General features: G+C 45.8%; 11 protein-coding genes. 4 read left to right on the top strand and 7 right to left on the bottom strand.

Going from position 1 to position 11,510, the window contains the following annotated elements; all coding sequences use genetic code 11:
- Nucleotides 1-16: 16 nt before the first annotated feature.
- The 4 genes from ACOSVQ_RS07620 to ACOSVQ_RS07635 are packed head-to-tail and all read right to left on the bottom strand — an operon-like array spanning nt 17 to nt 3,874.
- On the bottom strand, nt 17-817 hold the full coding sequence (locus tag ACOSVQ_RS07620; protein WP_491981940.1) for an ABC transporter ATP-binding protein: 801 nt from the start codon (nt 815-817) through the stop codon (nt 17-19).
- Nucleotides 814-1,854 (bottom strand): FecCD family ABC transporter permease, encoded by a 1,041-nt coding sequence (locus ACOSVQ_RS07625; RefSeq protein WP_491981941.1) that lies wholly within the window; start codon nt 1,852-1,854, stop codon nt 814-816. The genes ACOSVQ_RS07620 and ACOSVQ_RS07625 overlap by 4 nt, the downstream gene beginning before the upstream one ends.
- Complete coding sequence (locus tag ACOSVQ_RS07630) at nt 1,854-2,891, bottom strand: FecCD family ABC transporter permease (RefSeq protein WP_491981942.1); 1,038 nt, start codon at nt 2,889-2,891, stop codon at nt 1,854-1,856. The genes ACOSVQ_RS07625 and ACOSVQ_RS07630 overlap by 1 nt, the downstream gene beginning before the upstream one ends.
- Complete coding sequence (locus ACOSVQ_RS07635; protein ID WP_491981943.1) at nt 2,888-3,874, bottom strand: iron-siderophore ABC transporter substrate-binding protein; 987 nt, start codon at nt 3,872-3,874, stop codon at nt 2,888-2,890. Before ACOSVQ_RS07635 ends, ACOSVQ_RS07630 begins: the two co-directional genes overlap by 4 nt.
- Before the next feature lie 181 nt (nt 3,875-4,055).
- On the opposite strand from ACOSVQ_RS07635, the gene ACOSVQ_RS07640 reads away from it, so the two are divergent.
- Both ACOSVQ_RS07640 and ACOSVQ_RS07645 read left to right on the top strand, forming a co-directional pair.
- Entirely contained in the window at nt 4,056-4,628 is a 573-nt protein-coding gene (locus ACOSVQ_RS07640; RefSeq protein WP_491981944.1) for an MSMEG_1061 family FMN-dependent PPOX-type flavoprotein, read from the top strand.
- Between the two features lie 201 nt (nt 4,629-4,829).
- The gene (locus tag ACOSVQ_RS07645; RefSeq protein ID WP_491981945.1) at nt 4,830-5,651 is read left to right on the top strand and encodes a transporter substrate-binding domain-containing protein; all 822 of its coding nucleotides are present in this window, start codon (nt 4,830-4,832) and stop codon (nt 5,649-5,651) included.
- A 76-nt stretch (nt 5,652-5,727) separates the two neighbouring features.
- Here ACOSVQ_RS07645 and ACOSVQ_RS07650 read toward each other — a convergent pair whose 3' ends face one another.
- The gene (locus ACOSVQ_RS07650) at nt 5,728-6,924 is read right to left on the bottom strand and encodes an MFS transporter (RefSeq protein ID WP_491981946.1); all 1,197 of its coding nucleotides are present in this window, start codon (nt 6,922-6,924) and stop codon (nt 5,728-5,730) included.
- Between the two features lie 117 nt (nt 6,925-7,041).
- Between ACOSVQ_RS07650 and soxR the strand changes: the two genes are divergently transcribed.
- Nucleotides 7,042-7,533, top strand: a complete 492-nt coding sequence (soxR, locus tag ACOSVQ_RS07655) for a redox-sensitive transcriptional activator SoxR (protein WP_491981947.1) — start codon at nt 7,042-7,044, stop codon at nt 7,531-7,533.
- Here the strand turns inward: soxR and ACOSVQ_RS07660 are convergent.
- Together ACOSVQ_RS07660 and ACOSVQ_RS07665 are read right to left on the bottom strand one after the other, a co-directional pair.
- Nucleotides 7,512-8,411 carry a hypothetical protein gene (locus tag ACOSVQ_RS07660; protein WP_491981948.1) on the bottom strand — a complete coding sequence of 300 codons (900 nt, stop codon included), beginning with the start codon at nt 8,409-8,411 and terminating at the stop codon, nt 7,512-7,514. The genes soxR and ACOSVQ_RS07660 overlap by 22 nt on opposite strands.
- Before the next feature lie 106 nt (nt 8,412-8,517).
- Complete coding sequence (locus ACOSVQ_RS07665; protein ID WP_491981949.1) at nt 8,518-9,942, bottom strand: MATE family efflux transporter; 1,425 nt, start codon at nt 9,940-9,942, stop codon at nt 8,518-8,520.
- A gap of 296 nt (nt 9,943-10,238) precedes the next feature.
- Here ACOSVQ_RS07665 and ACOSVQ_RS07670 point away from each other — a divergent pair, with 296 nt between their 5' ends.
- The gene (locus ACOSVQ_RS07670; protein ID WP_491981950.1) at nt 10,239-11,396 is read left to right on the top strand and encodes an iron-containing alcohol dehydrogenase; all 1,158 of its coding nucleotides are present in this window, start codon (nt 10,239-10,241) and stop codon (nt 11,394-11,396) included.
- The last annotated feature ends 114 nt before the right edge of the window (nt 11,397-11,510 follow it).

The following is an 11,510-nucleotide window of genomic DNA, read 5'->3' on the forward strand; positions in this document are numbered from 1 at the left end:
GTCTTTGACGTATCCGCTATTTCAGCTTGTGCCGACCGATTGGAATCATCATAGGAATGTTCGAAACCGGATCGATAATGATGTGGTTGTTCAAACCAAATACCGCCTGAATGATCTCATTGGTCAGCACGTTTGAAGGCTCACCGTGTGCGTGAACCTGCCCATTGATCATCGCCAGCAGATAGTCTGAATAGCGAGCCGCTAAGTTAAGATCATGCAAAACCATCACAATAGTGATCCCGCGCTGTAGATTCAGGTCCACCAGCAAATCCAACACTTCCACTTGATGAGTCACATCCAAAAATGTCGTCGGTTCATCAAGTAACAAGATGTCCGTCTCCTGCGCTAGCGCCATGGCAATCCACACACGCTGACGCTGCCCGCCTGACAGCTCATCAACTTCTCTGTCTATCAGGTCAGTAAGCTTTGTAACCTCTAAAGCATTAGCGACTGCTTCGTCATCTTTACTATTCCAACGAGACATTAAGCCGTGATGCGGATGACGCCCACGACTGACAAGATCACCGACAGTAATCCCTTCGGGAGCTATCGGGGACTGAGGCAATAAACCCAAAGTGCAGGCTAATGCTCGTGTTGGGCTTTTATGTACCGATTTTCCATCAAGCAAAACTTGACCGTTTGAAGGCGTTAACAACCGAGATAGGGTTCTTAACAGTGTGGATTTACCACAGGCGTTTGCTCCAACAATTGAAGTAATTTTTCCCGGAGCAATCTTAAGCGAGAGATCTTTTACTATCGTTTTTTCGCCATAACCAGCAGACAACTGCTCTACTACAAGTTCATGAGCTTTGGTCACAACGCTCCCCCTTTACGATTAACGCGAATAATTAAATAAATAAGATATGGAGCACCCAACGCACCCGTGATAACCCCAACCGGATAGCGGCTTGGAAGAATAAATTGTCCGATGTAATCCCCAGCTAACACTAATACGGCACCAACCAGCGCAGCAGGAACGAGTAGAGAGCCGTTAGAACCGACAATACGAGCAGCGATAGGTCCGGAAAGAAAGGCGACAAATGCGATAGGTCCAGTAACGGCGGTCGCGACCGCAATCAAACAGACGGCACAGACAATAACGGTGATACGAGTGAAAGTGACGTTAACACCCAGCGCCGCTGCCATATCGTCCCCCATTCTTAATGCTTCTAAAGACTTAGTTTGACTCAGCAGTAAGCCACCGAAGATAACCAGTGACACCAACAACGCTACACTTTGATCGAGTTGTACTGAATTGACACTTCCGGTTAACCAACGCATCGCTTCTTGTAAATCCCACGATGACGCTTGCGACAAAAGGTAAGCAATATAGCTTTCAATCATGGCTGAAACGCCAATACCGACCAAAATCAAACGCGTCCCCGCCACACCATTTTTATAAGCGAGTCCATAAACAGTTAGTGCAACGGCCAAACCTGCCAAAATGGAGAAAACCGCAACGGCAGAGCCATCCATATTAAGAACGATGATTGCAAAAACTGCTGCAGCGCTGGCTCCAGAACTTACACCCACAATGTCTGGGCTGGCTAAAGGGTTACGCAGCATGGTCTGAAATGCGACACCCGCTAAACCAAAACTCATCCCAACCAGTAGGGAAATTACCGCTCTCGGTAATCGCAAATGCCCAACGGTAAAACTCGCGCCGGGAATACTCTCGCCCTGTAATACCTTCCAGACGATAGATGGTGGAGTATAAGATTGCCCTAACACCAACGTTAAACACCAAGCTGACACCGCTAAAATGGTTAAACCAACAATGATTAGCGCCCAGCATCGCATACGTTGCTTACGGGCTTTTTTCACCCTTTGTAAAAGGAATAATTCAGCGGACATCATAGTTCCCTAACTCGCTGACGACGTACTATCCAGATAAAAAACGGCGCACCAATAAACGCAGTCACTACGCCAACAGATAATTCACTCGGACGGGAAATGATTCGCCCAACAATGTCTGCCAGTAGAAGCAGACTTGCACCACCTACCGCAGAGAAAGGCAACAACCAGCGATGATCTACTCCCACCAATAGACGGCAGAAATGCGGCACAACTAAACCGACAAAGCCTATCGGCCCACAAATTGCCGTTGTCGCACCACAGAGCAGTATTGCGCCAAGCCCAGCAGCACTTCGAGCCAGAACCACATTCTCACCCAAGCCTGCAGCCAGATCGTCCCCCAGTGCCAAACTGTTTAGTTTTCTCGCGGTTAATGTGGTAATCACTAAGCCAACGATCAAAAAAGGCAGCACAAGTACAATGGTTTCAAATGTCGCACCACCGACACCTCCTATCTGCCAAGAACGAGCCCCACCTGCAATATCATTGCGTGGTAACACCACCGCAATAGTAAAACAGGACAAAGCCGCTGACGTTGCAGCGCCAGCTAACGCTAACTTAAGCGGTGTAGGCCCACCTCGCCCCATAGAGCCGATGGTGTAAACAAATGCGGCAGTCAGTGCTGCTCCTAGAATTGCCATCCAGACATAGGTTTGAATTTGATTCATTCCAAACCAAGCCAATCCGATGACAACAAAAAATGAAGCACCAATATTGACGCCAAGAATGCCAGGGTCTGCGAGCGGATTGCGAGTGACACCCTGCATCACAGTTCCTGCTAAGCCTAAAGAAGCGCCCGCAATCACTGCCAATACGGTGCGAGGAATACGCATAGCAACCGCGGCTTCACCTACGGTATTTAGGTTTCCTTGAATAGCACTGAAAATTTCAGCCCAAGATACTTCTCTCGTCCCTAACGCGACCGAGAGTAGAGACAAAAGAAACAAAACGATAAGTAAAGCAACGAGAGTCACTGAACGTGATAGTTCAAAACCCCACAGCGAAAACTGATTACTTTTGGAAATAGATATACTCATTGCGCTTTGCGTGCCGCCGCAGCCAACGCTTCAAGGTAATCATCCAAAACCCAAGAGATGGATAACGGGGTCGGATTAGCAGCAGTGGCTAGCGGACCACTTCCAAGCATGACAATTGAACCATGTTTAACCGCATTCATTTTTGCCATCAGTGGATTATGCGAGAGTGGCTTCAGTAGCTCTTCTCCGCCATAGGTAACGAAGATATCGACATCGTTAAATGCGTCGATTTGTTCAATACTGGCTTCACCTGAAAACTGTCCTGAACGACTCAAATCACGAATGCTTTGTGATGAGACGAGATTTAAGTCACTGAAGAATTTCACTCGCGTATCGTTGCCAGTGTAAAAGTGAATCACACTCAGATCTGTCGGATCTAAGTGGGTAATAAACATCGCGGACTTACCTTTCAGCTCTGGATATTGTGCCGCACGTGATGCTATATCTTGTTCAATACTCGCAATCAGATTATCCCCTTCTTTCGACATCCCCATACCAGCACTGTTTATGCGGATCATACTTCTCCAGTCCGTAGACCAAGGTGCGTTGGGATATGCCACCACTGGTGCAATCATACTCAGCGTTTCGTAATCGGAGCGACTCAAACCTGAATACGCTGCAAGAATCACATCCGGTTGCGTCGCTGCAACTGCTTCAAAATCAATACCATCACCTTCATCAAATAGTGTTGGCGTTTGTGCACCTAACTTATCTAAGCGTGCTTTTACCCAAGGCAGCACACCATCTCCATCATCGTCACCGAATGTCGCCGCAGCGAAACCAACCGGTACTACGCCCAACGCAAGAGGTACTTCATGATTAGCCCAAGCAACCGTCGCAATTCGCTCTGGCTTTTGCTTGATGATCGTTGTGCCAAAAGCGTGCTGAATTTTAATGGGATACCTAACGCTATCGTCAGCCCGACTGATTGTGGTGGTTAAAGAGAAAACTAAAACGGTAAAAATGGCTTTGAGATTTAACATATGGTGGCTTCGATTTTGGCGTCAACTTTATAACAGCGGCATCTCGTCCGAGATGGCATTTGACTCTGTCCTATGAGTTAGAACATGATAATGCAAACTAATTTCAAATGACACTAAGTATCATTTACAAATAGTTTACGACTGATAACCAAAACGAAAGTATAAAAACAGAGAAAGTAAAATGACTCAAATAACGACACTGAAAGAACTAAGAAAGCTCTATAGCACACCTCATCCACTAGCTGTGGCTAAAGACATTAAACACATTGACCAGCACACTCGAACTTTCATTGAAAACAGCAGACTGTTTTTTCTTTCGTCTACTAATCAAGATGGATTTTTAGATATCTCTCCACGCGGCGGTGATACAGGGTTTGTCAAAGTTTTGGATGATAAAACACTGGCTTTCCCAGACAGCCCAGGCAACAACCGTTTAGATACCCTAACTAACCTCATCACCAATCCCAAAGTAGGCTTGCTGTTTATAGTTTCTGGTGTCGAAGATGTGGTACGGGTGAAAGGTACAGCCTCTATTCATATTGATGACGAGATTCAAGATCTATGCCTTGACGGAAAAACCAAGCCAAAATTGGTGGTTAAAGTCACGATAGATTCACTGCTTTTCCACTGCCCTAAAGCGCTGATGAAGTCCAAAATTTGGAACAACGAATCCTTTGTAGAACGAGAGTTCCTCCCTTCTCTGCTTAAGATTATTCAGGATCAGCAAGTCGAAAAAGAACAGCGCGGTGACTAGATTTCACTCGGGCTTTATAGCTGCTCTATGGGAGTGAAATGCACCCATAGAGCCACTCTCTCAACAATATGATCGATTACGAATATCTTATAAGGAATAAGATATTGATTATTCTTGCAGAAACTTCATTATTCAACTGCCGTAACGTCTGGCAATGCTAGACAAAAACAACACAACAATAAAAATACGTGGATGTATCAAATGAAGTTAAAGCCTTTCACACAACAGGTTCGAGGTGCGTTAGTTTCCTCTATCGCGATTTTCTCTCTTTTTTCGTCAGTAAACGCAAACGCTGCTGAATCAGCACTGAATGGAATTTTAAGCTCAGGTGAGCTCAAGTTCTGTTTTGAGTCTGGTTACATTCCATTTGAAATGACCGATAAAAACGGTCGTTATGTGGGCTTCGATATTGATCTGGCTAAGCAAATGGCACGTGCAATCAATGTTAAGTTTGTACCCGTGAATACCGCTTGGGATGGTATTGTTCCAGCTTTAAAAACGGGTAAGTGCGATTTCATCGGTGGTATGACTATCACGCCAGAACGTAATTTAAGCGTCAATTTCGCAGATCCATACATTGAAGTGGGTCAAACCATCCTCATTGCACCTAAACTTGCTGATAAGATTAACTCTTTCCGTGACCTGAACACTGAGCAATACACCATCGCAACACAAATGGGTACAACGGGCGCAGAAGCAGCTAAGAAATACTTATCCCGCTCGAAAATCGATCTTTACGACACTTCAGCTGATGCAGTGCTGCAAATCGTAAATGGTCAGGCAGATGCTTTTGTTTATGATTTCCCTTACAACGCAATGTATGAAGCACAGCACAAGGGGAAAGTAGTTCACCTAGATCAGAGCTTTACTTACGAGCCGCTCGGTTGGGCTATTCGTCAGGGAGATCCCGATTTCCTTAACTTCCTCAACAACTTCTTACGTCAAATCAAAGGTGATGGTACTTATCAGCGTATCCATGACAAATGGTTCAAATCAGACGATTGGGTAAATAGCGTTCAGTAATTCGGGTTTCAACGCTAGTTAGTATGAGTTGAATAGGGCTTGTTAACGCAAGCCCTATTGGTTTCATCATTTTCCCTTACGCCACACCAACAGCTAACTCCTGACCTCGGTTTAACCGCATCATCATAAATACCGCTAAAACCATAACGACTGCTGCCAAGAAAAATCCAATTTGAGTCATGCCAAAATGACTTAACAGTGCGATAGCGACATAGCTAATACTCTGAGCAAAAGTAGCAAACATCTGTAAACCACCATCTGCCCGACCGCGTTGATGAATGCTGATGCTATGATGCATCCAGTTTGTACGAGCAATACGGTTTAGCGCATTGAAAGTGCCAAAGAAAAAGGTGAATGCCAGCAGCATAAGCGGTGTTGGAGATAAACTCATGCCAATCAGCATAATAGCTGCCAGCCCCATTGCGCCGATCATGATCCCTTGATGCGTCCCCAATCCTAATAATCGACCAACCATCAAACCAGTGATTAACGATCCCATTCCAAAGGCGATGTTATAACCGGCGAACCAATCACCAGAAATGCCCGTTTCAGCAAACCAAATCGGCACTAACTTAGTGAGAAAGGTTAAAATTGGATAGCTTAAAGCGGAGAGCATCAAGAACGCATAAAACTGCGGCCGTTCTACAAAGATGTCTTTGCTCTCTTTCATTTGATCAACAAATGACACTGAATTTACTTGGCGTAACTGGCGACGATAAGGCGTGATCATGTAGCTAATACTCGCTATTGCAGAAGCAATAGCAGCGAACGAAGCAAACTCCAGCATTCCCCACATCTCAAGCAGCACGACACCTAATGCGCCAGAACCTAATGTGGTTCCCTGCATGATCACTTCCTGCTTGCCGGAGATAGTGGCATATTCATGCTGATGGAAGTTTTCCTGAGTAAAAGCATTATTGGTTGCCCACGCTAAGTTACTGGAAGTCCAAAATACCAATTGCGCTGTCGCCAGTAGCCAATTCGACTCATATCCAACCCCGTAAAACACCGCAATAAGGGCTGCCATCCCTGCTTGCACAAATTGTACGGATACCAGTAATTGTTTTCTTGAGTGTCTGTCAATCAAGGTGGAAAAAAAAGGTGTTAGGAAAAACGAAATCGCCGTACATGCCAACGCGACCATCGCAACAAATGCGCCCATGTTGGGAGTGGAGAGCATGGCCCAAGGTAACGCCATCATAAACAGCCCAGATGATATGCCATCAAAGAATCGTCCTGTGAGATAAGCCTTGGTGCGCGTTTTGTTTTCCATGATTTTAATTCCATCTACTGTTAACTTGGTGCTACGGTAATACCTCAAGTTAACTTTAGGTAAAGCACTTTTTTGAGCTAAATTAACTAAATGGACAGAATTGTTGGAGAAGCTTGTATGGAAATGACTGTGGGAGAAGTGGCTAAACGCTCAGGAGTGAATGTTTCAACCCTGCATTTTTACGAGCAAAAAGGGCTTATCTATAGCTGGCGCAATCAAGGAAACCAACGCAGATACCACAGAAATGTGCTACGCAGAATCGCCGTGATTAAAGCCGCGCAGATGGTTGGTCTTACACTGGAAGAGATCTCAGCTTCACTGGCTGACTTACCAAAAAATCAGGCGCCAACTCGCCAAGAGTGGGAGCAGATGGCTTCAGATTGGAGTGCCATGCTTGAGCACCGCATTCAACAGCTACAAGCATTAAAAAACGACCTTGGTGGATGCATTGGTTGCGGTTGTCTATCAATGGATTCATGCGCCATTTATAACCCGCAAGATATCCGAGCAATAACGTTTGAAGACAAAACACGCCTCACCAATCCAGAACAATGGTCAGGAGATGTGGAACCATCGAGCGATTCAGTTCAATCATCAAGTGGAGGGTGATTGTTCATCCACTCTTCAATCGTCAGATAAGTTTTACCGCCGCTTTGTGCAAATGGGCTCGAACTATCAACGTTTATCAATGCATCGTCAGCGACATTCGCCATCGTGTACCATTTTGGCTCAGTGGTTAAATAAACAAAACGACTTGTGCCTGCACCCGGAAGATAATTGGCATCCGCAAAGTCGCCTTTGGACACTGAGCTGTCGATGGTCGGATAATAATCCACACCCACACTGATCAGAAGTTCTGCATCAGAGTCATCACTATCGATCCAAGCTTTGGTGCGAACAAAAACCCCTAACACATCGTCACCATCAAAAGCGACTTTGCTCGTTCCACCATGCAAAATATCGGGATGTTGAAATTCGTAATAACCTGAGCTGTCATCAGGCAGTGCACTGCCTTGCCAAGTGACGATATCGGAGTCGTAATATGATGCCCAACTAGTTGGTGTAACAGTCAATTGCTCCCATTTGGCGTGGCTGACATCACTGCCTTTCAACAACCAAATTTCAAAATCGCTGTAGTAGACCTTCACGTTTTGGTCGACATTAGTGTTAGATTCAAAAACCGTAAACCAGCCAGTCAGCGCATTCCACGAATTGGCTGTTTTCAGACTGTCATCAAGGATGGAATCTGCCCACCAGCTTGGCGCTGCGTCACCTCTCGGTAAACCTTGGGTTACGTGGCCGGTCTTAGACCAACTGGTATCTTCTGAGGTGTTTAATAACGTTGCATCATTGGCTAGCGTCATACTATCGACCACATCCGAAGCAAAACTAGAAACGGTCGGTAGCGTTTCTGTCGAGCCTGATTCTTCTCCACCACATCCATAAAGCAGTAGAGTGAAGGCAAAAGTTGATATGAGTTTTAGCATGATAGTTCGGTAAACTTAGAGGTGACAAAGAACACCACAAGACTACCATTTAAAGGATAACGTCCTCTAACGTATAACCGCTTGTTAAGCCAATACTGACAAACAATTAAGCCCTTCTCTCGCCCACTTCGATAAGCGCTTCTTCTGAGGTCGCCAGTGTTTCAATATCATCCTGTTCGATAATGCGCGTTTTCTTCCAGCTACCACGGGCATACCAAGCTACCGCCACCAAAGCAACCAAGACGTTGGTTACCGTGAACGACCACCAAATACCTTTTTCTGCTAACACAGTATGTTTAGAGAGAATGTAGGCTAGCGGGAACTGGAACACCCATTGAGTCAGCAATGAGAGGATCATACTGTTGGTCATATTGCCTGACGCGCGAAACGCCGACATGATAGAAAGCTGCACACCTATAAAGCCCCAAGATAGACACATCACTTTCAAAAACTCAGCGCCTTGTTCAACCACTGCTGGGTTATCTGGAATGAAAAATTTCACCACGCTTGGTGCAAGTAGGTAAGCAAACACACCAAGAACAGTCAGCATCACAAAGCTCCAAACAGAGCCAATTACCGTAATTTTCGCTGCACGATCGACGCGATTTGCACCCAAATTCTGCCCAACCAGTGTCGATACCGCCATCGCCAAACCCATGCCAGGAATCGTGATCAATTGCAGTATGTTTGAACCTACACCATAAGAAGCAATGGTAACGGTGCCGAAACTCGCCACCAGAAACGACATGGTAATCAAACCTAGCGCACGAGCCGAAAGTTCTACTGATCCCGGAGCACCTAAAAAGAAAGCACGCTTGATGTATGTCCAGTCAGGTGATAAATCACGCCATTTGAGATGAATACCGTGTTTGCCCTTGGAAAGAATATAGAAACCAGTTAACGCAGCTAATGCTTGAGTGACCAGAGTAGCCAGCGCCGCACCGGAAACACCGAGACCGTCGAACATACCCATACCGAAGATGAATAACGGGTCTAGCACAAAGTTGAGCAACACCGTACCAAGCACGATATAAAGCGGGACTTTTACCTGACCAATACCTCTCATTAAGGCTTGGAACATGTTGTAAACAAACACAAAAATCACGCTCACAAAGGAGATACGCATAAAGGCGAGAGCGTTGGTATACACCGCTTCTTCAACACCGAGTAGCCTTAGGAAATAAGGAGAGAGCAGATAACCGAGAAACCCCAACACTACCGAAGTAATAAACACCATCAACATGGTTTGACCTGCGACATGATTCACCTTGTCATATTGCCTTGCGCCCATGTATTGCGCTGTCAGTGTCGCCCCAGCCATGGCAAGCCCCGCGCCCAACGCTATGACTAAAAATGTCACAGGCATACTGACAGAAACTGCGGCGACTTCATTCGCCCCTAAGCGGCCAACCCAGAAAGCATCGGTAAGCTGATAAGCCGACTGTAATAGCTGCCCAAAGACGATAGGGATGGCGAGAGACAATAAGGCTTTGTTAATTGGACCATCGATTAACTGTTGTGTTTTCGCCATGCTGTCACCTTTTTATTCGACCGATTTCACATTCATCATAGACCGACAACGTCGTGAGAAATACAATTTAATGAAAAAAATCAAAATGTTCAGCTTTGAATTTAAAAACTTCTAAACTACTGCAATTCGATCCCGCAGAGAAAGATTTAATTGGTACAATAGCCGCATTATTTGTTTTAATGCCCTAGTCAGCACATGCAGTGAGAGTGTTAGGAAGCTAGGTATTTCAAGGCCGTTATTTAAGGCCATAGCAAAACTCTCAATGCTTGGAACTACCAAAGAACCCCGAGACAACTATGAACAATTTTACTTATTTCAACCCAACCAAAGTGCATTTTGGTAAAGGTCAAATCGCGACTCTAAAACAAGAAATCACACCGAACAGCCGTGTTCTTATTACTTACGGTGGCGGCAGCATCAAGAAGAACGGCGTTTACGACCAAGTGATCGATGCGCTTAAAGATTGCACCGTATTCGAGTTCAGCGGTATCGAACCAAACCCGCATTATGAAACGCTGATTAAAGCGGTGGAGCTTGCCAAGAAAGAGAAAGTTGATTTGATTCTTGCTGTGGGCGGTGGCTCTGTCATTGATGGCAGTAAGTTCATTGCTGCGGGCGCTTGTTACGACGGCGATTACTGGGACATCATCACAACCGGTGGTAACTGTGTGAAAAAAGCTCTGCCACTGGGGTGTGTTCTTACACTCCCAGCAACAGGCTCAGAGATGAACCGCAACAGTGTGGTAACGCGCGCAGCCACTCAAGACAAACTCTCTTTCGGCTCTGATCTGGTTCGCCCTGCGTTCTCAATTCTCGATCCTGAAACCACCTATTCTCTTCCGGCACGCCAAATCGCTAACGGTGCAGTAGACAGTTTTGTTCACATCATGGAACAGTACATGACCTACCCTGTGAACGCGAAAGTCTCAGACCGTTTTGCTGAAAGCTTACTTCTCAATATTCTCGAAGATGGTCCGGTAGCACTGGAAAAACCAAATGATTACGAAGTGCGCGCAAACCTGATGTGGACAGCAACCATGGCGCTGAACGGCACGTTAAGAAATGGCGTACCTACTGACTGGTCAACACACGCGATTGGTCACGAGCTGACTGCACTATTCGGTTTAGACCATGCACAAACATTGGCGATTGTGATGCCATCGCTGTGGCGTTACAAAAAAGAGCAGAAGAAAGGCAAACTGCTTCAATACGCAAACCGAGTGTTAAACATCACTTCTGGCAGCGAAGATGAGCAAATCGAACTTGCAATTCAAAAGACGGAAGAGTTCTTCGCGTTAATGGGCAACCCAACCACATTGTCTGCTTACGGACTGGATGAATCGGCTATTCCTGCTGTAAAACAAAAACTCACCGAACACGGCATGCTCGCAATTGGTGAACACGGCGACATTACTCCAGATGACGTGGTAGAGATCCTTAAGCTCGCGCTGTAAAAATCTTAACCCACATATGGTTAGAAGCAGCGCACATGGCTAGAAGTAAAAAGCCACCTGCATAGCAGGTGGCTTTGAATAGCCCCCTATAACGGGGCTCACTGTTAGTTCTCG

Source organism: Vibrio sp. HM8-C (assembly GCF_058630515.1).